This is a genomic window from Novosphingobium sp. UBA6272 (assembly GCF_002440635.1).
Classification (GTDB): domain Bacteria; phylum Pseudomonadota; class Alphaproteobacteria; order Sphingomonadales; family Sphingomonadaceae; genus Novosphingobium.
In genome coordinates this window covers 37375-59160 of record NZ_DJUW01000014.1, presented here as the reverse complement: position 1 = coordinate 59160, position 21786 = coordinate 37375, and the positions used below count along the sequence as shown (strand labels likewise).

Genomic DNA, 21786 nt, shown 5'->3' with positions numbered 1-21786 from the left:
GCCAGAAGTGGCGGGGAGCAAGGCAGGGTCAGCGCTAGCCTCTTCTCCCTGATTAGCATGTATCTCGAGCAAGGCACTGAAATCTGAGCTTTCTCCGCCTTCCCTGGCTGAGGTTGCAGTGGAAATTCCAGGCATGACACCCGTCGGTGAGCTGGTTGCTGGGGTAGACTGGATCATGGGCAGGCTCCTTGCGCGCGGGTCTTGCCCGTCACTATTCAAGGCCCGTGCCAACTGCCCGGCGACTGCCGAGCACCGGGGTCTGGAGCCGCTGCGCCAGCGCCCGTTCGCCGAGCCGGGCGCGGTCTTCCACCGCGACGCGGCGGCGCTCGGCGAGGGCCAGTTCCTGCTGCTTCGCATCGGCGAGCTGTTGCGCCTGAAGGGCATCACCACGAGTGGTGTTGTTTATCCCCGTAAGCCCAGCGACGAACTGGCCGAGCTGGCGCAATTCCAGCCCATCGCGCAGCCCGGTGCGGCCGCGATAGTCGGCGGCCATGGCCTCGGTCCGCGCAGCCAGTGCTTCAAGTTGAGCCAGGGTCACTTCGGCTCGCGCAGCCTCCAGCGCGGCGGCCTGCTTGGCATGGGCACGTACCTTCTCGAGGCGCTGCAGCCGCCGGACCCGCGCCGCCTCAGCCCGCATGGCCGAGCAGCTCTTGCAGCGCGGTCACGCTGGCGGGAAGGTCCACGGTGCTGCGCGCCGGCTGGCACAGGAACCGGGTCAAGGCGGCATGCATCACGATCGCGCGGTCGAGCTGGGGATCGGCTCCGGCGCGGTAGGCACCCATCAGAACCAGGTCGCGGTTTGCCTCATAACTGGCTGTCAACGCGCGAAATTCACGAGCCAGCTCGGTGTGGGCCTCTGGCACGATGTCGGCCATGACCCGGCTCAACGAAGCGGCGATGTCGATGGCCGGATATTGCCCGCGCTGGGCCAGTTCGCGGCTCAGCACCACATGTCCGTCGAGGATCGAGCGGGCCGTATCGACCACCGGATCGTCCTGGTTGTCGCCGTCTGCGAGCACGGTGTAGAGCCCGGTGATCGATCCGCCGCTGGCGGCCGAATTGCCTGCCCGCTCGACCAGCTTGGTGATCGCGGCGAGGGCGGACGGGGGATAGCCCCGCGCCGCACCGGGCTCACCCAACAACAGCGCGATCTCGCGCGCGGCGTGGGCGACGCGGGTCAGGCTGTCCATGATCAGCAGTACCTTGCGGCCCTGACTGCGGAACTGCTCGGCCAGGCTGGTGGCCAGCAGAGCTCCGCGCAATCGCAGGTTGGGGGCATGATCGGCGGGGACCGCGACGACGACGGTACGCTCGCGTTTGCTACCGGTCATATGGCGTTCGACGAAATCAGAGACTTCGCGGGCGCGTTCGCCGATCAGGCCGACCACGACGATCTCGGCTTCGGCCCCGGTAGCGATCATGTCGAGCAGGACCGACTTGCCCACGCCGGACCCGGCCATGATCCCGATCCGCTGGCCCACCCCGAAGGTGGTAAGCGCATTGAGGGCGCGCACGCCGGTGTCGAATGTTTGTCGCACCGGACTGCGATCGAGCGCACCGGTGCGGACGCCGCCAGCGGGCCAGGCCAAGCGCGAATGGACCGGTCCGCCGCCGTCGATTGGCTTGCCCTCACCATCGACCGCGCGGCCGAGGAAGGCAGCACCCACTGGGAGCATACCCGGACGCCCTTCGAGCCGCACCCGCGCGCCGGGCCGCAGCATTACGGTATCGCCCAGCAGCATCATCAAGGTCCGGCCGTTGCGAAAGCCGATTACCTCGGCGGTCAGCGGCTCGGCCGCGCCATGCGCGACCCGGCACAGCGCGCCGACCGGGGCGGCCAGGCCCGACACCTCGAGCAGCCCGCCATCGCAGGCGGTCAGTAGGCCGTAGCGCCCGGGGGAGAGATCGATCCGCGCTTCGGCAAGATCGCGCAGCAGGGTCAGCATTGCGCCAGGGCTTCGGTGATCGCGCGGCGCCAGTGGGCCGGGCCATCCTCAACCCCGCCGGCCTGTGTCTCGATCCGCAGGGCACCACGTTCCAGGGCGGGATCTTCGCCGACTTCAAGATCTTGTGGCAGATGTTTGGCAACCAGCGCGAGGTCCTTCGGGTGCAGGCGCAGGACCTTGTCGTCATCGGCGCGGGCCAGCATTGCGGCGGCGATCTCGACCCGGCGGAGCAATGCGGCGCGGTCCAGCGCCAGCGGTGCTAGGGTCGCTTCGCACAGCGCGGCGACAGTATCGACCAGCCGCTGGCGCAATTCTTCACCCAGTTCGTCATCGAGCCGGGCCAGGCTCAGTTCGATCCGGGCGCGGGCTGCGGCCTCGGCTTCAGCGAGGGCCTGGGCTTCGGCGCGGGCCTCGGCCAGGCCGGCGGCGTGGCCGTCCTGCCAGGCCAGGGCCAGCGGATCGCCCGGTGCGGGCTGTGGGGCCGGCCCCGGGTCAAAGCGCTGATCGTTCTGGAATCCGACAAAGCGGCCGAGTTCGGCGAAGGGCAGGCTAGACATATTCGTCGTCGCCCCCGCCGATCCCGAACTGGATCAGTCCTTCGCCGGCCAATCGCCGCGCGATCGCGACCACGGCCTTCTGGGCCTCCAGCACTTCGGCGACCTTGAGCCGGCCGCGCGCGGCGATCTCGTCCTTCACGCCGTCGGCGGCGCGGCTCGACATCGCGGCGAAGAACACCGCGCGTTCGTCCTCGCGAATGCCTTTCAGTGCATCGATCAGGACTTCGCTTTCAACCTCGCGCAGCAGCGTGCCCATCGCCTTGGGATCGAGCGCGAAGAGGTGTTCGAACTTGAACATCTCGGCCTCGATCGTCCGGGCCAGCACTTTGTCGAGCTTGGTCAGCTCGGGCATGATCCGCTTTTCGGCGGCCTTGCCGGCGTTGTTGATGATGTCCGCAGCCTCCTTGGGACCGCCCATCGCCAGTGCGGCGCGGCCGTGGCGCGCGGCGATCCGCTGTTCCAGCAGCGCCTCGAGCATCCTGACCGCCTCGCCCGAAACCGGACCGAGCGTGGCGACGCGGTGCATCACCTGCGGTTGCACTTCGGGGGGCAGGGCATGGAGCACCTGCGCGGCGACTTCGGGATCGAGCTGGACCAGCAACACCGCGATCGCCTGCGGGTGTTCGTCGCGGATCAGCGGAATCAGCGCCGCAGGGGTAAGCCAGCGGGCCAGTTCGATCGCCGGGCCGCTATCTTCGCCCAGGGGCAGGATCCGCTGCATCAGGCTGTCGGCCTTCACATCGCCGACCGCGCGGGTCATCAGGCTACGGACCTGAGCCGCGCGGCCACGAGCGCTGATCCCGCTTTGCCCGGTGTGGCCGACGAAGCCGGAGATCGCCTGGGCAATCTGGTCCGGTCCGATATCGCCGAGCAGGCACATCTTCTCGCCCAGCAGCTGCAATTCAGCCGGGCCAAGCTGGCGCAGGATTTCGGCCGCCTGATCTTCCTCCAGCAGCATGATCATCACTGCGGCGCGCTCGGCATCGCCAAGGCCGACAATCTCGGCGGCGGCGCTCATCGTGCGGCCTCAGCCGGCTGCGCGCCGAGCATCTGGCGCAGCGCCAGCAGCGCGTCCTCGGGCTTTTCCTCGACGATCCGCTGGGCCAGCCCGACCTGCTTGCCGAGCATCGCGGCGTCCGTGGCGGGGGCTGCGGGCGGGGGCAGCGCTTCGCCGCCGGGTACATCCGCCTCACCGCGCGGCTCGCGCTTCAGGGCGCGGACCAGCGGGCGCACGCCCATCAGCAGCACCAGCAGCACCGCGATCAGCGCCATCGCATAGCGCACCACCATCGCAAACCACGGCGCTTCCCAGAATGGCGGCGCTTCTTCGGCCACGGGTTCGAACGGGCGGACCAGGACCTGAACCTGATCGCCGCGCGCGGGATCGGCCCCGGTCGCGGCAGAGACCAGTGCCTTGATCTGCTCCAGATCACCAGGCTTGGCCTTCTTCATCGCGGTCTGGCTGATCGCGACCGCGACCGATACGCGTTTGATCTTGCCCGGCTGCGAATTGGCGACCGAGACCTGCCTGCCCAGTTCGTAAGTGCGCGAGGCCGAACTTTCGCCGGTGGTCGGGGCGGTTGTGGCTGTGGCCCCCTGCGGAGGGCCGCCCTGCGGCGGACCCGGGGTGGCCTGCGTGACCGGGGGCGGGGTGTTGGACAGCGCGCCGGGAATGCCTGCGCCTTGCGGCGGCGTGCCCCCTGCAGCCTGCGACTGGGCCGAAGTCTCGCTGCGGACGACGCCGTCCTTGTCATAGCTTTCGCGGGCCAGGGTGACCTCGTCCATGTCGAGTTCGACCTGAATCTCGCTGGTGAAATTGCCCATGCCCAGCATCGGGGTGAGCAGTTGATCGAGCTGCGCGCGCAGCTTGTCTTCCAGCCGCGCCTGCAGTTCGATCCGGTCATTGCCCTTGGCGCTGGGATCGGACAGCAACCGCCCGTGCTGATCGACCACTCGCACCGCATCGGGGGAAAGGCCGGGGACCGATCCGGCGACCAGGTTGACCACCGCCGAGACCTGCGCCTCGCCCAGTTTGCGACCTTTGGCCATGCGGACCATCACCGAGGCGGTCGGCGGGGAATCGTCGCGCACAAACACGGATTTGCTGGCTTCGGCCAGATGGACGCGAACGCTTTCGACCCCGTCGATTTGCTTGATCGTCATCTCCAGCTCGCCCTGCCGCGCGCCGCGCAGCCGTTCCCCTTCCAGCGTCCTGCTGGCACCGAGCGGCAGGTTGTCGAGACTGGCGGCGGGATCGGGCACGGCCAGCGCCCCGTCGGAGGCGACCAGCATACGGGCCTTGTAAAGATCGTCCTCGCCAACGGTCAGCGCGCCGGTATCCGGATTGATCGTGTAGGCGATCCCGGCCTTGTCGAGCGAGGAGACTACCCCGGCGCGCTCGGCATCGCCAAGTTCGGCATAGAGCACGCGCTGCGGGGCGGGGGAGAACGCGGCCCAGGCAAGCCCCGCCCCGCCGATCGCGACGAGGCCGAGGAACCATGGCAGCACGCGGCGCATCGCCGGCTGCGCGGCGAGGGTACGGACCCGTTCGAGCGGATTGCCGGGCGGGATCACCGCGGGCGCGCCGGTGGAGGAGGGAGCAAGCTCAGCCATTCATCACACTCCCATCCGCATGATGTCCTGGTAGGCAGACAGCAGGCGGTTGCGGACCTGCAGGGTCGCTTCGAAGGCGATCCCGGCCTCCTGGCGCGCCAGCATGACCTTTGCGATATCGGTCACATCGCCGCGCTCGTAAGCCGCCGAAAGGCCTTCGGCGTTGCGCTGGGTTGCGGTCACGCCGTCGAGCGCGGATTTGAGCGCATCGGTGAAGGTGCCCGCCGGGCTGGCCGTGGTTTCCTCGACGCTGCCCGACGCCTGCGCGGCGCTGTGCACGTCCTTGAGCAGGGCGTTGCGATCGAGGATCTGCTGGCGCATCTGCAGGATCTGCTGGATCCCGCCGCCGCCGCCAATGCCGCCGATCCCGCTCATCGCCGAGCTCCGGCGACGGCAAGGCCGGCCTCACGGAAAGCGGCGAGGCGGTAGCGCAGCGTGCGTTCGGAAATGCCGAGCGCGCGGGCCGCTTCGATCCGGCTGCCGCCACAGGCATCGAGCGTCTGCATGATCGCCTTGGCTTCGCTGATCTGGACGATGTTGGACAGGCGCGAGGCGGTAGGCTCGACCATCTGGCCGGCGGGTTCGGAAACCAGCCGGGCTGGTTGGTCGAACACGATATGACCCGCGCCGATCTCACCCGCGCCATCGGCGAGCAGCAGCGCGCGGCGCACCACGTTTTCCAGCTCGCGGACATTGCCGGGCCAGCCGTGCAGCTTGAGCATGGCCAGCGCCGCATCCGAAATCCATGGGATCGGCTTGCCCGGCGCGGTGTGGCGCAGGACCAGCGCGAAGGCCAGCGGGGCAATATCCTCAACCCGTTCACGCAGCGGACGCAGCGCCAGCGGGAAGACGTTGAGGCGGTAGAACAGGTCGGCGCGGAACCGCCCTTCGGCGACTTCGGTCGGCAGGTCGCGGTTGGCGCAGGCGATCACCCGCACGTCGACCTTGATCGCCTGGGTCGCGCCGATCGGCACCACTTCGCCTTCCTGCAGTGCGCGCAGCAGCTTGGCCTGGAGCGAGAGCGGCATTTCGGCGATTTCATCGAGCAGCAGGGTGCCGCCGTCGGCAGCGCGGAAAAAGCCTTCGTTTGCCTCGCTCGCCCCGGTGAAGGCGCCCTTCTTGTGGCCGAACAAAAGCGCTTCGAGCATCGCCTCGGGCATGGCAGCGCAGTTGACCGCGACGAAGGGCTTGTCCTTGCGGGGGGAGCGGGCGTGGATGAAGCGGCTCAGCACTTCCTTGCCGGTACCGGTGGGACCATTGATCAGAACCGGAATCTCGCTCGCGGCGAGCCGGTCTGCCAGGGCGAGGATCGAAAGGGTCTCGGGATCGGCGGCGATCGGCATGCCGGGCTGGGTCAGCGCGGCGAGCAGCGCGGCCAGTGGGGCATCGCCGACCGGATCGCGGTAGCTGAGCGTGAATTGGCCGCGCTGGCCCTCGCGGCGTAGCTGGTTGGCGGCGCCGCGTTCCAGCAGCACGCTGGGGCCGGGGCCGGGTGGAACCGGATCACCTTTGCCGCGCAACACGGCATTGGAGCTGCCGGTGGCTGATCCCAGGATTGCCGCCGCCCGTTGCACAAGCGGCGCGTTGGCCCGTGCCACATTCTCGCTTGCTGCCAGTCCGCTCATCAAATTGCCCCTTCGCATTAACCATGCTGCGTGAGGCAGTTCTGCGCGTGTAACGTCAAAAGCTTCGGTAATTTAAGGGCAGGGGGAAGTGCGTAATTGTCCGCCTGACGGCGGTGCGGAAAAGCCGTCCGGCTTTTCCCGACCTGGCCGGCCCGCTCCCCCGGCCCAACCACCCGTTGCATGGTACCCTTGGGGTGGTTGGGCCGGGGGAGCGGGCCGGCCAGGTCAAGCCAATCGCGGATGCGATTGGTGCACCAGACCAAATCTCCCCCACCCTTAACTTTGCGCCGTTCCCGTCGCTCTTCCCTGTGGCAGCCGCCCCGGATGGTCCGGACGGCTTGCGACACGGGACTATCCACGGGAGTCACACATGGCTGTTATCAACACCAACATTAGCGCGATCCGCGCTGCCAATGCCTCGAATTCCGCCAACAAGATGCTGGGCAGCGCGATGGAGCGCCTGTCGACCGGCAAGCGCCTCAACAGCGCCAAGGACGATGCCGCCGGCATGGCAATCGCCACCAGCATGACCGCTCAGGTTCGCGGCATGAACCAGGCGATTCGCAACTCGAACGACGGGATCGCCCTGGCGCAGACCGCCGAAGGGTCGCTCACCGAAGTTACCAACATGCTTCAGCGGGTCCGCGAACTGGCGGTCCAGTCGGCCTCGGGCACTTACCAGGACACCACTGACCGCGCCTATATGCAGACCGAAGTCGATGAACTTACCGCGCAGATCGATCAGGTCATCACCAACAGCAAGTTCAACGGCGTTGCCATGTTCGATGGCACCACCGCCACTGTCACGGTGCAGACCGGCGCGAATGGTGCGGACACGGTCGACCTGACCATGGCTGACCTGACCACGCTGGCGGCCAGCGGCGGCGCGGCAGGTTCCTATGACGTCTCCACCGCGGCGGCGGCCAACACCCTGCTCGGCACGCTCGACACCGAACTCGATTCGATCTCGAGCGCCCGAGCCTCGCTGGGTGCCGGACAGAACCGGCTGGAATCGGTGGTCAACAACCTGACCAGCAATGCCACCAACCTGTCCGACGCGCGCAGCCGGATCGAGGATGCCGACTATTCGGCCGAAACGACCGCGATGGCCAAGGCCCAGATTCTCTCGCAGGCTTCGACCGCGATGATCGCCCAGGCCAACCAGAGCCAGCAGAACGTCCTGTCGCTGCTGCGCTAAATGCAGTTACCCAACGCCTGACCCCTTCCAGGCGCGGCCCGGCGATCTTCGGATCGCCGGGCCCTTTTGCTTGCGCTGCCCCCTCGACAAGCGGCGGGGCCGCGGGCAGATTGGCGCCATGGTGCAGCGGAGCCTTTCCCTTGTTTTGTCAGGCCTTGCCGCAGTGGCAAGCGGATCCGCCTTCGCGCAGGGTGCGCCCGCGCCGGTGACCGCTACGGCCCCGGCCGTTGCCAAGGCGCTTCCCGCCAATTCGGTCAGCTGCGTCTATGATTCCCTGTCTGACGAAGACCGCGAGATTTCACTGCTGCTGATCGCCCGCGAGATTGTCGATGGCGGCTCCTTCCGTAAGACTTCGAAGAATGTGCAGGGGGTCGACCGGCTGATCGAGGAAGCGCACCAGAAATGTCTGGCCCGTTATAACTGGTCGATCGGTCGTTCGTTTTCTGCCACCGACTATGCTTTAACCGCGATCATGCATGATGCGCTGGCGCAGGCGATGGAGGCGATCGGCTTTCCCGCCAGCCCGCTCGGTGAATTCTACCGCGACAACCTGCCAGCCCTGGCTGGCAAGAGCAGACTTTCGGCGGCCGATCAGGCGCGGCTGAAAGAGCAGTTGAAAGCCAAGGGCTGGGACAAGGCCAATGAAGCGCAGTTTGCCCTGGCCGGTTTCTACATCGAAACGATGATGCTCAAGGCCGAATCGCAGCGCCGCTTCAATTCCTTCGGTGGCACCGGTCGCCAGCCTATTCGGCGTCCTCCCATCCCGGCATCGAAAGCAAAGCGCGGTAAGCCGTAAGCCGCTTTTTCTTGGGCAGGGCATCGATCGTCTCGAAAGTGATGAAGCCGATCCGGCAATCCGCCTGCTTGCCTGACTTGTAGCCCGATCGATAGGCCCAGGTCATCTTGGGCAGCACCTCACGAGAGAAGATCCGCATCGCTTCAGACTTCTCGATTGCCGGAACCCATGCCTCGGTCATCAGGAAGTCGATCAGCAACGCATCTTCGTCGCGCATGAAGGCAAGATCGCCGGGCTCGCTGGTTTCAGGCATGTCGCCCGGTTCCAGCCGGCAGGCGGGATAGCCCAGTTCGCGCTGGGTCTTGGCCAGCCCGGCATGGAGCAGCAACGCGCGTTCGAGCAGCGCGTCGGGCGCGCGGGCCATGGCGTGGGTGCCGGTGACGACCAGCTTGGTACGTCCGTTCTCTCTGGCCTGGGTCAGATTGTAGCCGCTGTTGGCCGAGCGCCAGACATCGTCGAGCGCCGCCTCGGTGGTCTTGGGCAGCCGCGCCAGTGCCGCGCGCCACAGCGGATCCTGCAGCAGCCCTGCGCGAATCTCATCGCGCGTGCCGCTGCCACCGGGCGGACCTGGTAGCTCCGCGCGTTCGGCGCGGCGGGTGACGATCCGCGCCGCGATCATCTCCTCGGTTCCCGGCCGCCACATGTTTGCGTGGCCATAGCTGAGCGCTTTGTCGATGAAGGCCTGGTCAACTCCGGCCAGTTCGTAAGCGAGTCGCAGGGTATCGTTACCGTTGACCCCGAACACCGTTGTCGAGGTCAGCTTGCGGTCGGTCACCGGGCGCAGGCTCTTCACCGCCGATGCGGGATCGATCGAGATCGCCTGATGAAAGCCGAGTTCTCCATGTGGGCCGAGCACCCGCTCGCGCCCGGCGGCGAAGATCTGGGTGCAGGCCGAAGCGCAATAGTATTCAACATAGGTATCGAGCTTGCGCTTGCGCACCAAGGCGGCGATCAGCCGGGCCTCGATCGTGTATCCGCCCGACGAAGACAGATGCACCCGCCTCGCCTTGGGCGCACCGCGCAGCACCTCGTCAAAGCGGTGGAACGATCCGTCGAGGATCATGCCAACCAGGTAGATCGTCTGCCCATCGGCGGAAAGCTGGACCTTGAGATTGGGCTTGAGTTTGGAAGCAGGCGTTACCGGTTTGGATTCGACCGTGACTGGCGCAGGCGCGGCCGGCCTTGTCTCGATCCGCGGCGGCGGAGTCACCGCGACCGGCGCGACCGTTCCGGCCTTGGTCGCCGCGCGGGAATCCGTCTGGCTTTGCGCGAAGAGGCCGCTGGCAGGGAACACGCCCAGCAGCGCCGCGGCGAGCGGGAGCGCAGCGCGCATGCTCCAAGAATTCCGCTTGCGATCCATTACCCCATCCTTGCCGCAACGGTCGATCTTGGCAAGCTATCGCTGGTTGCGAAAAAGGCGGATTGTGAAGCGCCCGGCGGCCATGCCATAGCGGGTGCAAAGGGGAGACGGACTACACCATGGCAGGCTATATCGGCGCGATCGACCAGGGCACCACCAGCACGCGTTTCATCGTCTTCGATGCGGGCGGGCGGATAGTATCGGTGGCGCAGAAGGAACACGCCCAGATCATGCCGCAGCCCGGCTGGGTCGAGCATGATCCAATCGAAATCTGGACCAATACCCGCGAGGTGATCGGCGCCGCGCTGGCCAAGGCCGATCTTGCCGCGCACGATCTTGCCGCCGTGGGAATCACCAACCAGCGCGAAACCACACTGCTGTGGGACAAGGCCAGCGGCAAGCCGGTGCACAATGCCCTGGTCTGGATGGACACCCGGACCGAGCGGCTGGTGACCGAGTTCGAGGGGCAGGGCGGGCAGGACCGCTTCCGGGCCCAGACCGGGCTGCCGCTGGCAACCTATTTCTCGGGCCTCAAGCTGCGCTGGCTGCTCGACAATGTCCCCGGCGCACGGGCCGGGGCCGAAGCCGGGCAATTGCTGTTCGGCACGATCGATACCTGGCTCGCCTGGAACCTGACCGGGCGGCATGTCACCGACGTAACCAATGCCTCACGCACCCAGCTGATGGATCTGGAAACGCTTGACTGGAATGACGACCTGCTCGCCCAGTTCGGCATTCCGCGCGCCTGCCTGCCGCAAATCCTCTCATCGAGCGAAGTTTATGGCGCGTGCCATTCCGTCCTCGAAGGGGTGCCGCTGGCCGGGATCCTGGGCGATCAGCAGGCCGCGCTGTTCGGTCAGGCCTGTCTGGCCCCTGGTGAGGCCAAGAACACCTATGGCACCGGCTGCTTCATGCTGATGAACACCGGCGAACAGCCTTTCCACTCGCGTGCCGGACTGCTGACCACCTTGGGCTACAAGCTGGGTCCGGCCCCGGCGGTCTATGCGCTGGAAGGCTCAATCTCGATCTCGGGCGCGCTGGTCCAGTGGCTGCGCGATAACCTGGGGCTGATCGCCAACGCCAGCGAGATCGAGGCGCTGGCCGCCAGCGTCGAGGACAATGGCGACGTCTATTTCGTGCCGGCCTTCTCGGGCCTCTATGCCCCGCACTGGGATGCCAGCGCGCGGGGGGTGATCGCCGGGCTGACCCGGTTTGCGAGCAAGGGCCACCTCGCCCGCGCGGTGCTCGAGGCGACCGCGTTCCAGGTCCGCGAGGTGCTTGATGCGATGACCGCCGACAGCGGTGTTGCGATCACCGAACTGCGCAGCGATGGCGGCATGGTGGTCAATGAACTGCTGATGCAGTTCCAGTCGGACCTGCTCGGCGTGCCGGTGGTTCGCCCCAAGGTGATCGAAACCACCGCGCTCGGCGCCGCCTATGCCGCGGGCCTGGCGGTCGGCTATTGGGCCAGCCCGGCCGACATCACGGCCAACTGGGGCGAGGACAAGCGCTGGACCCCGACCATGTCCGAAGACCGCCGCGCCGCGCTTTACGGCAAGTGGAACAAGGCGGTGGCGCGGAGTAGGGATTGGGTCGACTAAGCAGGTGGCAAAGAAATTCGATATGAAAGCGGACAACCGGACCCGCAGTGACCTGCTGGCGCGGCTGGAGCCCTATTGGAAGATGGAGGCAGGAAATGCGGTGATCTTGCCGCTGGTGGCCTTGCTGCTGAGCAAGGGCAAGGTCAGTTGGGTAGGTTTGTTGCCGATGGCGGCGATGGTCGTACTGCTGGTAATCGGGGCGCTCTATTGGCGCGGCAAGGTCAGGTTGTTGAAACAGGAAGCGGACGAATGGCCGGGCCTGATGCGGCTGCTGGCCCGCTCGCAATGGCCTGCCCTGATCCTGACCTTGCTGGGCTGCGCGGCGATGCTGGCCAGCTGGATACTGCCCGGCCTGGCGCTTGGAATGGCTGATCGCTGGGTGGCGACAGGCTGCGCGGTTCTGGCTTTGCTGGAATACATCAACTATTACCACCGACAGTTGCAGCACTTCGACAACAAGGCCGATTTCCGCCGCATGCTGGCCGGCCAGGGCTTTCGCCAATCGTCGATGGCGCGCGATCTGGCCGCTTGGCGAAAGGGAGAAGCCCGCTAACGCATCAGCAGAATAGATATCCGCCGGTTCCGGGGGTCCTGCGGGTTGGCCTGGATCAGCGGTTCGCGATCGGCCACGCCTTCGATCTTGCGGAAGCGGTTCTCGCCGATCCCGCGGCCGATCAGGGCCTGGCGGGTCGCTTCGGCGCGGCCGGCCGAGAGCGACCAGTTGTTCGCGCCCGCACCGCCGTTCCACGGCAAGGCATCGGTATGGCCGCGGATCGAGATTCCGCCGAGTTCGCCGCTGAGCATTCCGGCAATCGCCTCGAGCAGCGCGGAGGCATCGGGGGTCAGCACCGTAGTGCCGAGCTGGAACATCGAGAAATCAGCATCGTCGACCAGGTCGATCCGGATTCCCTCAGTGGTATCGACCATCCGCACCTGCTTGGCGAGGCGAGCCAGGCGCGGGTTGGATTCCAGCTTCGCCGCAAGCCGGTCCTTCATCGCCTGGACCTTCTTGATCCGCTCGCCGCCTTCCTTCGGGCCGCCAGTGGTGTCGCGCGGGATGGTCATCGCGCGGTTGCCGGTCTGCCCGGCGCGGTTGGGATAGCTGTCGGCATCGGTGATCGATGATCCGCCCAGCATCCCGTTTGATCCGGCGCTTTCCTGCTTCAGCTTGACCAGGGTTGGGGTGAAATAGTCGGCGATGCCCTTGCGCTGCTTCTCCGTGGTCGCGCCGAGCAGCCACAGCAGCAGGAAGAACGCCATCATCGCGGTAACAAAGTCGGCATAGGCTACCTTCCACGCGCCGCCGTGATGCCCGGCGGCGACGACGGTGACCTTCTTGACGATGATCGGGGTCGGCAGCTCGTTCTTGCCGCGCTTGGGCTTTTCAGCAGCCATTGCCGGGTACCCTGTTTGGAATTGAGAGGGCTAGCGATGCGCGGAAGAAGGAGGAATTTCTCACGCAAAGGCGCAAAGGCGCAAAGAGGCGCCGCCGCGCCGCAGGCGAATCTCCTCTAGTCTGACGACGAGTAATTTGCAGCCTGTGAAGGGAAGGCGGCTTTGCCGCAAGCGCGACACCTTGGCGCCTCTGCGCCTTTGCGAGAGTCATTTCCCTCACCGCCCCCGCAGCGCGTCGAGCAACTCGCTCAGCCCCGGGCGGAAATCGTGGCCCAGGCCGGAGCGTGCGCTTTCCACCACCAGCGGCTGCGGCCAGCCGTGCAAGCTCGCGATCACCACTTGTTTGACCGCATGAAAGATCTGCTCGTCGGCCTCGATGATCTGCTTGAGCCGCCCGGCCATCGGCGCGACCATGCCATAGGCCAGCAGAACCCCCAGGAAGGTCCCGACCAGCGCCGAGCCGATCATCCCGCCCAGGATCGCCGGCGGCTTGTCGATCGAGCCCATGGTCTTGACCACGCCGAGCACCGCCGCGACGATCCCCAGCGCGGGCAGCGCGTCGGCCAGGCCGGTGATCGCGTGCTGCGGCTCGTGCAGCTCGTGGAAATGAGTCTTCATCGCATTGTCCATCACCTCCTCGACCGCGTGGACTTCGAGCGTGCCCGATGAAACGACGATCAACGTCAAGGTGTCACAGATCAGGTCGGTCAGCGGCTTGTTGGCCAGCAGGCGCGGGAATTCGGCGAAGATCGCGGAATTCTCCGGCTCGGTCACATGGCTTTCAAGCGCGACCGGGCCTTCGGCGCGCAGCAGCTTCATCAGCTTGGTGGTCAGCACGATCGCGTCGATGTGATCCTGCTTGGTGTGGCGCGGGCCCTTGAATACCTTGACGAACCCGCCGCCCAGGCCCTTCAGCCCGTGGAGGTTGTTGCCGGTGACCAGCGCGCCCAACGCCGCCCCGCCGATGATCAGCATCTCGTGCGGGATCGCGTGGAGCACCGGGCCGAGCGAGCCGCCGGTCAGCGCGAAGCCGCCGAAGACCATGATAATCAGGATGACGATGCCGATCGCGGCGTACATTGTGCGGCCCCCTATGCTTCAGAACGGTGCTTGCGCTGGATCAGCGCAGCATCTCAAACAGGCTGAGCGAAGCGAGCCGGGCGAAACTGGCCTGGCTGGCCTCGAGAATGGTCATGGTCTGCTGCAGCTGCGACACCGCCTGGCTGAGGTCGGTCCCGCCGACGTCGGCCTCTTCCTGGCTGCGCAGCTCGGCCATCTGGGTCTGGCGCTCGACATTGAGGTCGATCCAGTTGAGCCGGGTGCCGACCACGGTCTGGCGGGTGGCAACGGCTTCAAGCCCGCTATCGAGCGCGTCCATGGCGTCGCGCGCCGATTGCGCGGGATCGCTGCCGGAAACCAGCGCTGTGGCCAGATCCTTCACCACCGCGAACAGATCGGTTGGCACGGCCCCGACGGTGAAGCTCAGGAATTCGGGCCCGGTCAGCCCGCGGGTCACCTTCTGGCCTTCGCCCAAAGAGAGTTCACCGGCGCTGCCCGTGCCAATATAGCTGACATTGCCGAGGGCATCGACCGCATAGGCATCGCCCGAAGTCTCTCCGCCGAACAGCGCGTGTCCGGCGCTGTCGCGGCTGTTGGCGAGGCGGACCAGCTCGCTGGAAATCTGCTCCAGCTCGGTCGCGATCCCGGCGCGCTGCTGTGCGGTCAGCATGCCGTTGGCGGCCTGGGTCGCCAGTTCCTTCACCCGGATCACCGAATCCGCAAAGCTTTGCAGCGTGCTGTCGGTCAGCATCAGGTCGGCACTGGCACGGGCTGCGATCGTCAGGTCGATTGCGGCGCTGGCATCCTTGCTGCCCAGCATGCGCAGGCGGGAGGCGGCAACCGGATCGTCGGACGAGCGGCCCAGTCGCTGCCCGCTGCCGATTGACGCCTGCAAGGCATCGGCGCGGCGGCGCAGGCCGCTCATGTCGAGGTTGAAGCGGTCGTAGAAGGCCTGGGTGCTGACTGTGGGCATCGGCTTGGTCCTTTGCGCGCTAACGGATCGCCAGCAGGGTATCGAACAGGTCGGACGCGACCTGGATAGCCTTGCTGCTGGCCTGGAATGCCTGCTGGAACCGGACCAGGTTGACCGCCTCCTCATCGAGGTTGACCCCGGCCTGGGCATCGAGTGCAAGCCGGGCCGAACCGGCGATAGCGTCGAGCGCCTCGGAGGTGATCTGGCGGCCCTGGGTGGCGCTGGAGACCTGAAACAGCAGTGCGTCGATCTGGCCGGAGATGTCATTTCCGCGCAGCGCAGAGCGCAGTGCAGTAAGCCCGGCAGGATCGCGGCTGCCGGCCAGCGCGCCGGCGGGGGCCGTCGCCAGTTCGGCGCCGGTATTGAGACCCAGCACAATGTTCGCCGCGCTGGTTCCGCCGAACAGCGGTTGACCGGGGGTGCCGTCGAGCGCGGTGTTGGCGGTCTGCGCGGTGTTGGCGGCGGCGATCAAGCTGGCGGCGATGCCATCGAGCTGGGTGAGACTATCGCGGACCATCACCAGGCCCTGCCCCTGTCCGGCCAGTGATCCGGCCGAGAGGGTGATTGCTCCGGCACTGGTTGCGAACGAAATCGTGCCATCGGCAGCGGTGGCCATAGTGAGGCTGTCGGTGGCTCCGCCGCTGACCAGCACCGGCCCGCTGCTCCCACCGATCCGGACCTGGACCGTCTGATCGGGGGCCAGGCTGGTGGCAATATCGGCATAGCCCGAGATCTGCCCGAGCAGGCTGTCGCGAGAATCGAGCAGCATCACATGGTCGGCAGTGCCGGGGGTCGATCGGGCCAGCTGGAGGTTGACCCGGCCCAGCTCACCCGCCAGCCGGTTTACTTGCTCGACCCCGTCGGCGGCGGAAAACTGGAGCGATTCCGCAGCCGTTTCCAGCGACGCACTGGCGAGATGGAAGGTGCGGGTCAGAGTCCGCGCGGCTTCCAGCGCGGCGGCGCGCAGGGCCGGGTCGGTGGTGTCGGTGGTCAGCTGCTGCAGTGCGGTTTCGAACCCGGTCATCGCCGAGAACAGCCCCGATTGCTCAAGCGCGGCTTCGACGTTCTGGTAGGCCCCCAGTTCGGCCCCGGCGCGGGCTGCATCGGCCCCGGTGCGGCGGACTTCGGCCTGGCGGAAGCTGTCGACCGCGCGGCTCATCCCGACGACCCGGACGCCAGAAAACGAGAGGTCGCCGATCCGGTTGAAGCCGCCTGCCGAAGCCAGCTCGCTCAATTGGACCGAGCGGCGGACATAGCCCTGCGTTCCCGCATTGGCGATGTTTTGCGCGGTCACATCCAGCGCCACGCGGGCGGCGCGGACCCCGGAGGAGGCGATATGGAGGAGGTCGGTGGACATCGCGGACTATCCTTCGCGTACCGGCGGTGAGGGAGAAATCTGCGTCGCCAATTGGCGCTCGATCATCGCCGCCAACCCGAAGGCACCCGTGTTTGAGGCGAGATCGGCGAAGTGTTCGTCCTGCATGGTCCGGAAAGTATCGAGCCCCTGGCCGCCAAACAGCTTCTCACCGCCGAAATCGGCCTTGCGCGCGGCTGCCAGCATCTGGCGCAGGAAGATCGCCTCGAACTGCTTGGCCGCAGCGGCGAGCTTTTCGCGGTCGCTGCCATGGCTGGCGGTCAGGCTGCCCGTGGCGAGCAGCGGGGCGGAGACCGGGTTCATATCACCACCATCTCGGCCTTGAGCGCCCCGGCCTGCTTGAGCGCCTCGAGGATCGCGACCAGATCGGGCGGGCTCACGCCCAGCAGGTTGAGCGCGTCGACCAGCTTGGCCAGCGAAGCGCCCGGCTTGAAATGAACCACGCGGTCGCCCTGCTGATCGATGTCCAGCGCCGAATCCTGCTGCACCGCGGTCTCGCCGCGGCTGAACGGCGCGGGTTGGACCACCTTGGGGCTTTCATCGACCCGCACGGTCAGCTTGCCGTGGCTTATCGCTGCCGGATAGAGCCGCACCGCCGAGTTGATCACGACCGTGCCGGTGCGCGAGTTGATCACGACCCGCGCGGAAGACTCGGCCGGGGTCACCTCGATCATCTCGATCGCCGCCATCTGGCTGGCGCGGGCATCGGGCTCGGCTGGCAGGCGCAGCGACAGGGTCACCCCGTCGACGATCGTGGCGCTGGCGGGCCAGCGCTTGTTGACCGCGTCGCGGACCCGGGTCGCGGTCAGGAAATCCGACTGGTAGAGGTTCCAGCGCAGGTTTTCGCCGGCATCGTAGCCGGTCGCTACGGCGCGTTCGACGCTGGCACCGTCGGCGATCCGGCCCACAGTGGGGACATTGACCGTCAGCTTGGATCCGTCAGCGCCCGATACGCCGAGCCCGCCCACCGCGAGGTTGCCCTGCGCGATAGCATAGACCTGGCCATCGGCGCCATAGAGCGGGGTCATGATCAGCGATCCGCCGCGCAGGCTCTTGGCCTTGCCGATTGCAGAGACCGTCACGTCGATCCGTTGGCCCGGCTTGGCAAAGGCGGGCAGCTCGGCGGTGATCATCACCGCGGCGGCGTTCTTGAGCGCCGGATTGACCCCGGGCGGCAGTTGTACCCCGACCCGGCCCGAGACCCCGTGCATGGCTTGCGTAAGATATTCGAGGCTGTCGTCGCCGGTGCCCGACAGGCCAACGACCACGCCGTAGCCGGTCAGCTGGTTGGTCCGCACGCCCTGGAACGCGCCCAGATCACGGATCCGTTCCGCCTGGGCGGGGGTAGCTAGTACCAGCGCGCAAAGCGCGGCTGCCCACAATTTTCCCACCCGCTTGCGGGAGGGGAGAAGGCGGACGATCGCCTGCGGGATCGAAAGTATGGCCATCAGAACGGGCTGATCATGTTGAAGAACTTCGACAGCCAGCCTTCCCGGCTGGCGCGGCTGACCGGGCCGTTGCCGGCATATTCGATCCGCGCATCGGCGACCCGGGTCGAGGCGACGCGGTTGTCGGGATCGATGTCGGACAGCCGGACAATCCCGGAAACCTGCACCCATTCCTGGCCCTGGCTCAGCATCAGACGCTTTTCCCCGCGAACCAGCGCGGTGCCGTTGCCCCGCACTTCGACGATGGTGACCGAAACCTCCCCCGCAAGCGTGCTCGATTGCGAGGCGTTTCCATCCCCCTTGAACGACGTTTCGCCGCTCATCTTAAGGCTGTCGGGCTTGATGAAGCTGAGCGGGCCGGTGGCAGGTGGGGTGACCCCGAACCCGCCCGACTTCTGGCTTTTCGATCCGGCCGCCTTGCTGGTGGTGATCTTTTCGACCAGCACAATCGTCACCGGATCGCCGACCTTGCCGGCGCGGTGGCCCTGATAGAGCGCGGCATAGCCATCGCCAGCGTTGAAGATCGAGCCATCGGCCTGTTTGGGCGCAGCAGGCGGCGGGGGCAGGGCGGCTTCGAAACCCGGCGCGGGCTTGGGTCCGGCGCAGGCCGGGAGCGCAAAGGCGAGCGCGAGCAGCGGCGCGATCCGTTTCATCAGGGTCCTCACAGTGTCTGGTTGGCGTTGCGCAGCATCTCGTCGACGGCGCTGATCATCTTGGAGTTGATTTCGTAGGCGCGCTGGCACTCGATCATGTCGACCAGTTCCTCGACCACGTTGACGTTCGAGGCCTCGAGCATGCCCTGGCGGATCGCGCCGCGCGTGCCGTCACCGGCCGCGCCGACTTGGGCCGGGCCGCTGGCAGCAGTCTCGGCAAGGAAGTTGTCGCCCAGCGCCTGCAATCCGGCCGGGTTGGCGAATGCTGCCACGGTCAGTTGCCCGATCTCGGTCGGCGCGGCGCTTCCCGCAGTGGTGACCGAAACGGTGCCATCGTTGCCGACCGTGATCCCCGATGCATCCTCCGGGATCGAGATCGCGGGCTGGACTGGATAACCTTGCGCGGTGACGAGCGCGCCTTCGGCTGAGCGGCTGAAATTGCCCGCGCGGGTGTAGGCGAGCTTGCCACCGGGTAGCTGGACCTGGAAGAAGCCGGGCCCGTCGAGCGCCATGTCAAAACCATTGCCGGTAACGCTGAGCGTCCCCTGCGTGATGATCGAGGTGGTCGACTGGACCGAGACCCCGGTGCCGAGATTGAGTCCGGTGGCATATTGGGTTTCGTTGGAGCTTTGCTGCCCGGCCACGCGGCTGTCCTGATAGGCCAGGGTCGCGAAATTGGCGCGGTCGCGCTTGTATCCGGTGGTGCCGATATTGGCGAGATTGTTGGCAATCACACGCATCCGCGCGTCTTGCGCTTCAAGGCCGGTACGAGCGACGTGCAGGGCGGAAGTGGGCATCAGAATACTCCTTTGAAGGTCACGACATCCGCAGCAGGCTGGCGCCGCCTTCATCGACCGACTTGGCCGTGGCGATCAGCTGGGTGCGCATTTCGAACAGGCGCTGGGCCTCGACCATCTCGACCAGCACTTCGCTGGGTTTTACGTTCGATTGCTCGAGCGTGGCGGGGACCACGCGGGCTTCGGCATCTGCCGGCAGCGCGCCGCCGTCCTTCACCCGGAACAGGCCGTCGAGACCCTTTTCGATCCGGCTGCCGCGCCACGAGGCGAGCTTGATCCTGTCGACCTGCTGGGGCGGCTGATCGGGCGCGGCGGGGTCGCTGACCAGCACCGCGCCGTCAGCTCCGATGCTGACCATCGAACCGGGAGCAAGCGAGATCGGGCCGCTTTCGCCGATCACAGCAAAGCCCTCGCCATTGGTGAGCAGTCCAGTGGGCGAGACTGAGAGATCGCCGCGCCGGGTATAGGCTTCGTCGCCGTCCGGGGCCTGAACCGCCATCAATGCTTCGCCCTGGATCGCGATGTCGAGCGCACGGCCGGTCGGGGTAAAGGCCCCCTGTTCCATCTGCGCGCCGAACACCGTGGCGCTGGTCATCGACCGGGCCTGCAGGCTCGGCCCGACCAACGTCATCGGGGTCTGGGCCATGACTTCGGCGCGAAAGCCGACCGTTTGCGAATTGGCCATGTTGCTGGCGATCATCCGCTGCCGGTCCATCGACGCGTTCATGCCGGTGACGGCGGTCCAGATCAGGCGGTCCATGGTCTTGACTCCTTGCCCCATGGTCCGCTCAGCCTGAGCCTGTCGAAGGCCCTTGCGTCCGAACGCGGGGGCTTCGACAAGCTCAGCCTGAGCGGGTTGGGGCGTTACGTGCGCAGGTTGACGATGGTCTGCGACAGCTGGGTGGCGGTATCGATCGCCTTGGCGTTGGCCTGGAAATAGCGCTGGGCGGTAATCAGCCCGACCATTTCCTCGGCAATATCGACGTTGGACTGCTCAAGGCTGCCCGAGAGAATGTTGCCGAAACGGCCGGCCCCGGCCTGGTTATAGGTCGCCGCGCCGGAAATCCCGGTCGCTTGCCAGTCCTGGTTGCCAACTTGCAGCAGTCCGGTCGGCGCGACGAAGGCAGCCAGCGCGACCTTGCCGATCGAGGTGACCGAGCCATCGGCATAGGAGGCCACTACCGACCCGTCGGTCTTGACCGTCACGCCGACGAATTCGCTGCCCGCACCGTTGGTCAGCGGGGCGATTGCGTCCTGCGGGGTGAAGGCGGTGACATTGCCGGCGGCATCGACCGGCAGGATCTGCATGCGGTTGCCGACGGTGTCGGTAATGAACCCGGCCCCGTCGATGTCGAAGTTGCCATTGCGGGTGTAGAAGGTCTTGCCGGTGATCGGGCTGACCTTGGTGAAGAAGCCTTCGCCGTCGATCGCCAGATCGAGCGCGGCGCCGGTCTGCTGGATCGGGCCGAGCGAGAAGTTCTGGTCGATCGACTGGACGGTTGAGCCGATCCCCTTGACCAGCTTGGGGTTGGTCGAGGCGGCGCTGGAAACGATGTCGGAAAAGTTGATCCGGCTTTTCTTGAAGCCGGCGGTTTCGGCATTGGCCAGATTGTTGGCGATGACCGACAGCTCGGTCTGCGCGTTCTTGAGGCCATTGAGCGAGGTGTAGAACGACATGGGGTCTTCTCCTTAAGCGACGGGGCTAATGGTGGGATCTGCGGCGGCCTGGGCGGACAGGATCGCATCGAGCCGGGCGGAAATGCCCTGCAGCGTCGAATTGACGTTCTCGATCCCGGACAGGGTGGAGAACTGCGCCATCTGCGCGATCATCTCCTTGTTATCGACCGGATCGGTCGGGTCCTGCATCTTCATCTGGGTGGTCATCAGCCGGATGAAGTCGGATTGGCCCAGCGTCTGGCGGACGGCGGTTCCGGCATTGGTGCCGGTGGTGTTGGTGATGGCTCCTACGGTCATTTCATCCTCCCAAAATCACTTCATTCTCAGGGTTTCGAGCATCAGTTGCTTGGCGGTGGAGAGCGCCTCGACCAGGTTCTGGTACTGGCGCGAGGCGTCGAGCATCTCGACCATCTCGGCGCTTTCATCGACCGGCGCGGTCCAGACGTTGCCCTCGCTGTCGGCCAGCGGATGCTGGGGGTTGTACTGCTTGACCGGGGCGGCGGTGGAGCGGACCACGCTGCTGACCCCGACGGTGGAAAGCCCGGTGGCGGCATCGTATTGCTCGGCGAAGACCGGGCGGATGGGGCGATAGGCTTCGCTTTCGGTACCGGTCACCGAACCGGCATTGGCCAGGTTCGAAGCGGCGGCGTTCATCCGCACCAGCTGTGATGACATCGCCCGCTGGGCCACGCCGAACAGGGTCATCTCGCCCA

At 66.4% G+C, this 21786-nt stretch carries 24 protein-coding genes; 4 read left to right on the top strand and 20 right to left on the bottom strand.

Translation table 11 applies throughout. The features are described 5' to 3' along the window. Positions 1–211 precede the first annotated feature (211 nt). Genes B2V17_RS06605 through B2V17_RS06575 form a run of 7 tightly spaced genes read right to left on the bottom strand, consistent with a single transcriptional unit; the run spans position 212 to position 6741 of the window. Positions 212–637 carry a hypothetical protein gene (locus tag B2V17_RS06605; RefSeq protein ID WP_292996411.1) on the bottom strand — a complete coding sequence of 142 codons (426 nt, stop codon included), beginning with the start codon at positions 635–637 and terminating at the stop codon, positions 212–214. Continuing rightward, a complete protein-coding gene (locus B2V17_RS06600; RefSeq protein ID WP_292996409.1) occupies positions 627–1946 on the bottom strand; it encodes a FliI/YscN family ATPase in 1320 nt (439 codons plus the stop codon). The genes B2V17_RS06605 and B2V17_RS06600 overlap by 11 nt, the downstream gene beginning before the upstream one ends. Next, complete coding sequence (locus B2V17_RS06595) at positions 1940–2503, bottom strand: FliH/SctL family protein (RefSeq protein ID WP_292996408.1); 564 nt, start codon at positions 2501–2503, stop codon at positions 1940–1942. Before B2V17_RS06595 ends, B2V17_RS06600 begins: the two co-directional genes overlap by 7 nt. Then, positions 2496–3521 carry a flagellar motor switch protein FliG gene (gene fliG / locus B2V17_RS06590; protein WP_292996406.1) on the bottom strand — a complete coding sequence of 342 codons (1026 nt, stop codon included), beginning with the start codon at positions 3519–3521 and terminating at the stop codon, positions 2496–2498. The genes B2V17_RS06595 and fliG overlap by 8 nt, the downstream gene beginning before the upstream one ends. Continuing rightward, positions 3518–5116: a flagellar basal-body MS-ring/collar protein FliF gene (fliF, locus tag B2V17_RS06585; protein ID WP_292996404.1), complete on the bottom strand. Its 1599-nt coding sequence runs from the start codon at positions 5114–5116 to the stop codon at positions 3518–3520. The genes fliG and fliF overlap by 4 nt, the downstream gene beginning before the upstream one ends. Before the next feature lie 3 nt (positions 5117–5119). Continuing rightward, positions 5120–5491: a flagellar hook-basal body complex protein FliE gene (gene fliE / locus B2V17_RS06580; RefSeq protein WP_292996403.1), complete on the bottom strand. Its 372-nt coding sequence runs from the start codon at positions 5489–5491 to the stop codon at positions 5120–5122. Beyond that, positions 5488–6741 carry a sigma-54 interaction domain-containing protein gene (locus tag B2V17_RS06575; protein ID WP_292996401.1) on the bottom strand — a complete coding sequence of 418 codons (1254 nt, stop codon included), beginning with the start codon at positions 6739–6741 and terminating at the stop codon, positions 5488–5490. The genes fliE and B2V17_RS06575 overlap by 4 nt, the downstream gene beginning before the upstream one ends. Before the next feature lie 370 nt (positions 6742–7111). Here B2V17_RS06575 and B2V17_RS06570 point away from each other — a divergent pair, with 370 nt between their 5' ends. Both B2V17_RS06570 and B2V17_RS06565 read left to right on the top strand, forming a co-directional pair. After that, on the top strand, positions 7112–7939 hold the full coding sequence (locus B2V17_RS06570) for a flagellin (RefSeq protein ID WP_292996399.1): 828 nt from the start codon (positions 7112–7114) through the stop codon (positions 7937–7939). Positions 7940–8102: 163 nt separating this feature from the next. After that, positions 8103–8735, top strand: coding sequence for a hypothetical protein (locus B2V17_RS06565; protein WP_292996398.1), 633 nt, complete (start codon positions 8103–8105; stop codon positions 8733–8735). Here B2V17_RS06565 and B2V17_RS06560 read toward each other — a convergent pair. Continuing rightward, positions 8683–10095, bottom strand: coding sequence for a hypothetical protein (locus tag B2V17_RS06560; RefSeq protein ID WP_292996396.1), 1413 nt, complete (start codon positions 10093–10095; stop codon positions 8683–8685). The genes B2V17_RS06565 and B2V17_RS06560 overlap by 53 nt on opposite strands. A gap of 119 nt (positions 10096–10214) precedes the next feature. Here B2V17_RS06560 and glpK point away from each other — a divergent pair, with 119 nt between their 5' ends. Both glpK and B2V17_RS06550 read left to right on the top strand, forming a co-directional pair. Next, positions 10215–11696, top strand: coding sequence for a glycerol kinase GlpK (gene glpK, locus B2V17_RS06555; RefSeq protein WP_292996394.1), 1482 nt, complete (start codon positions 10215–10217; stop codon positions 11694–11696). Positions 11697–11718: 22 nt separating this feature from the next. Further along, complete coding sequence (locus tag B2V17_RS06550; protein ID WP_292996393.1) at positions 11719–12249, top strand: hypothetical protein; 531 nt, start codon at positions 11719–11721, stop codon at positions 12247–12249. Here B2V17_RS06550 and B2V17_RS06545 read toward each other — a convergent pair. The 12 genes from B2V17_RS06545 to flgC all read right to left on the bottom strand — a co-directional run bounded on the left by B2V17_RS06545 (position 12246) and on the right by flgC (position 21778). Continuing rightward, complete coding sequence (locus B2V17_RS06545; protein WP_292996391.1) at positions 12246–13091, bottom strand: flagellar motor protein MotB; 846 nt, start codon at positions 13089–13091, stop codon at positions 12246–12248. The genes B2V17_RS06550 and B2V17_RS06545 overlap by 4 nt on opposite strands. Positions 13092–13307: 216 nt before the next feature. Then, positions 13308–14171, bottom strand: coding sequence for a flagellar motor stator protein MotA (gene motA / locus B2V17_RS06540; RefSeq protein ID WP_292996390.1), 864 nt, complete (start codon positions 14169–14171; stop codon positions 13308–13310). 40 nt (positions 14172–14211) lie between these two features. After that, positions 14212–15123 carry a flagellar biosynthesis protein FlgL gene (locus B2V17_RS06535; protein WP_292996388.1) on the bottom strand — a complete coding sequence of 304 codons (912 nt, stop codon included), beginning with the start codon at positions 15121–15123 and terminating at the stop codon, positions 14212–14214. A gap of 19 nt (positions 15124–15142) precedes the next feature. Continuing rightward, the gene (gene flgK / locus B2V17_RS06530; RefSeq protein WP_292996386.1) at positions 15143–16480 is read right to left on the bottom strand and encodes a flagellar hook-associated protein FlgK; all 1338 of its coding nucleotides are present in this window, start codon (positions 16478–16480) and stop codon (positions 15143–15145) included. A gap of 6 nt (positions 16481–16486) precedes the next feature. Further along, positions 16487–16801, bottom strand: a complete 315-nt coding sequence (locus tag B2V17_RS06525) for a rod-binding protein (protein WP_292996384.1) — start codon at positions 16799–16801, stop codon at positions 16487–16489. Then, positions 16798–17946 (bottom strand): flagellar basal body P-ring protein FlgI, encoded by a 1149-nt coding sequence (locus B2V17_RS06520; protein ID WP_292996383.1) that lies wholly within the window; start codon positions 17944–17946, stop codon positions 16798–16800. Before B2V17_RS06520 ends, B2V17_RS06525 begins: the two co-directional genes overlap by 4 nt. Beyond that, the gene (locus tag B2V17_RS06515) at positions 17946–18599 is read right to left on the bottom strand and encodes a flagellar basal body L-ring protein FlgH (RefSeq protein ID WP_292996381.1); all 654 of its coding nucleotides are present in this window, start codon (positions 18597–18599) and stop codon (positions 17946–17948) included. The genes B2V17_RS06520 and B2V17_RS06515 overlap by 1 nt, the downstream gene beginning before the upstream one ends. Before the next feature lie 8 nt (positions 18600–18607). After that, on the bottom strand, positions 18608–19396 hold the full coding sequence (gene flgG, locus B2V17_RS06510; RefSeq protein ID WP_292996379.1) for a flagellar basal-body rod protein FlgG: 789 nt from the start codon (positions 19394–19396) through the stop codon (positions 18608–18610). Between the two features lie 19 nt (positions 19397–19415). Continuing rightward, positions 19416–20156: a flagellar basal body rod protein FlgF gene (locus tag B2V17_RS06505; RefSeq protein WP_292996377.1), complete on the bottom strand. Its 741-nt coding sequence runs from the start codon at positions 20154–20156 to the stop codon at positions 19416–19418. Positions 20157–20260: 104 nt separating this feature from the next. Continuing rightward, on the bottom strand, positions 20261–21073 hold the full coding sequence (locus B2V17_RS06500; protein WP_292996376.1) for a flagellar hook-basal body protein: 813 nt from the start codon (positions 21071–21073) through the stop codon (positions 20261–20263). Positions 21074–21085: 12 nt separating this feature from the next. Next, positions 21086–21370, bottom strand: a complete 285-nt coding sequence (locus tag B2V17_RS06495; RefSeq protein WP_292996374.1) for a flagellar hook assembly protein FlgD — start codon at positions 21368–21370, stop codon at positions 21086–21088. A gap of 15 nt (positions 21371–21385) precedes the next feature. Further along, a complete protein-coding gene (gene flgC / locus B2V17_RS06490; RefSeq protein ID WP_292996511.1) occupies positions 21386–21778 on the bottom strand; it encodes a flagellar basal body rod protein FlgC in 393 nt (130 codons plus the stop codon). Positions 21779–21786: the final 8 nt, after the last annotated feature.

Coding starts and splice junctions, on each gene's coding strand:
- B2V17_RS06605 (WP_292996411.1), bottom strand. CDS start 637: ATGCGGGCTGAGGCGGCGCGGGTCCGGCGGCTGCAGCGCCTCGAGAAG.
- B2V17_RS06600 (WP_292996409.1), bottom strand. CDS start 1,946: ATGCTGACCCTGCTGCGCGATCTTGCCGAAGCGCGGATCGATCTCTCC.
- B2V17_RS06595 (WP_292996408.1), bottom strand. CDS start 2,503: ATGTCTAGCCTGCCCTTCGCCGAACTCGGCCGCTTTGTCGGATTCCAG.
- fliG (WP_292996406.1), bottom strand. CDS start 3,521: ATGAGCGCCGCCGCCGAGATTGTCGGCCTTGGCGATGCCGAGCGCGCC.
- fliF (WP_292996404.1), bottom strand. CDS start 5,116: ATGGCTGAGCTTGCTCCCTCCTCCACCGGCGCGCCCGCGGTGATCCCG.
- fliE (WP_292996403.1), bottom strand. CDS start 5,491: ATGAGCGGGATCGGCGGCATTGGCGGCGGCGGCGGGATCCAGCAGATC.
- B2V17_RS06575 (WP_292996401.1), bottom strand. CDS start 6,741: ATGAGCGGACTGGCAGCAAGCGAGAATGTGGCACGGGCCAACGCGCCG.
- B2V17_RS06570 (WP_292996399.1), top strand. CDS start 7,112: ATGGCTGTTATCAACACCAACATTAGCGCGATCCGCGCTGCCAATGCC.
- B2V17_RS06560 (WP_292996396.1), bottom strand. CDS start 10,095: ATGGATCGCAAGCGGAATTCTTGGAGCATGCGCGCTGCGCTCCCGCTC.
- glpK (WP_292996394.1), top strand. CDS start 10,215: ATGGCAGGCTATATCGGCGCGATCGACCAGGGCACCACCAGCACGCGT.
- B2V17_RS06550 (WP_292996393.1), top strand. CDS start 11,719: ATGAAAGCGGACAACCGGACCCGCAGTGACCTGCTGGCGCGGCTGGAG.
- B2V17_RS06545 (WP_292996391.1), bottom strand. CDS start 13,091: ATGGCTGCTGAAAAGCCCAAGCGCGGCAAGAACGAGCTGCCGACCCCG.
- motA (WP_292996390.1), bottom strand. CDS start 14,171: ATGTACGCCGCGATCGGCATCGTCATCCTGATTATCATGGTCTTCGGC.
- B2V17_RS06535 (WP_292996388.1), bottom strand. CDS start 15,123: ATGCCCACAGTCAGCACCCAGGCCTTCTACGACCGCTTCAACCTCGAC.
- flgK (WP_292996386.1), bottom strand. CDS start 16,480: ATGTCCACCGACCTCCTCCATATCGCCTCCTCCGGGGTCCGCGCCGCC.
- B2V17_RS06525 (WP_292996384.1), bottom strand. CDS start 16,801: ATGAACCCGGTCTCCGCCCCGCTGCTCGCCACGGGCAGCCTGACCGCC.
- B2V17_RS06520 (WP_292996383.1), bottom strand. CDS start 17,946: ATGGCCATACTTTCGATCCCGCAGGCGATCGTCCGCCTTCTCCCCTCC.
- B2V17_RS06515 (WP_292996381.1), bottom strand. CDS start 18,599: ATGAAACGGATCGCGCCGCTGCTCGCGCTCGCCTTTGCGCTCCCGGCC.
- flgG (WP_292996379.1), bottom strand. CDS start 19,396: ATGCCCACTTCCGCCCTGCACGTCGCTCGTACCGGCCTTGAAGCGCAA.
- B2V17_RS06505 (WP_292996377.1), bottom strand. CDS start 20,156: ATGGACCGCCTGATCTGGACCGCCGTCACCGGCATGAACGCGTCGATG.
- B2V17_RS06500 (WP_292996376.1), bottom strand. CDS start 21,073: ATGTCGTTCTACACCTCGCTCAATGGCCTCAAGAACGCGCAGACCGAG.
- B2V17_RS06495 (WP_292996374.1), bottom strand. CDS start 21,370: ATGACCGTAGGAGCCATCACCAACACCACCGGCACCAATGCCGGAACC.
- flgC (WP_292996511.1), bottom strand. CDS start 21,778: ATGACCCTGTTCGGCGTGGCCCAGCGGGCGATGTCATCACAGCTGGTG.